The 326-nt window shown below is 67.2% G+C and carries 1 protein-coding gene; it reads left to right on the top strand.

The genetic code is table 11. The annotated features are described in order from the left end of the window. On the top strand, window positions 1–326 hold a 326-nt coding region (locus tag RCF13_RS00145; protein WP_308140660.1), incomplete at both ends, for a hypothetical protein.

The following is a 326-nucleotide window of genomic DNA, read 5'->3' as shown; positions in this document are numbered from 1 at the left end:
GACGGGTTGCTCGTTCGAAACGGATACCGGCGCAGGCGCCAACGCGAACGGCAAGCTTTCCAAGGTCGGCGTGTCTTTCGCCGGCACCGCGTCCGACGCGGCCAAGGGCATGCTCACGAACACGGGCAACGCCGCCAACGTCGCGGTCCAGATCCTGGGCAAGGACAACGCCACCGCGGTCAACTTCAACACCGCCCCTACGTCGGCCACGGCCCAACAACTCACGGCGGGCAACACCAACGTGCTGAACTTCTTCGCCCGGCTGGCATCGACCGCCGCCACCGGCGTCACGGCCGGTACGGTGAGCAGCTCGGTCACCTACACGC

The sequence above is a fragment of the Stenotrophomonas maltophilia group sp. RNC7 genome (genome assembly GCF_030910085.1).
Taxonomy (GTDB): Bacteria; Pseudomonadota; Gammaproteobacteria; order Xanthomonadales; family Xanthomonadaceae; genus Stenotrophomonas; species Stenotrophomonas sepilia.
Note: the sequence above shows the minus strand (reverse complement) of the source record. Positions and strands in the feature narration are given on the sequence as shown.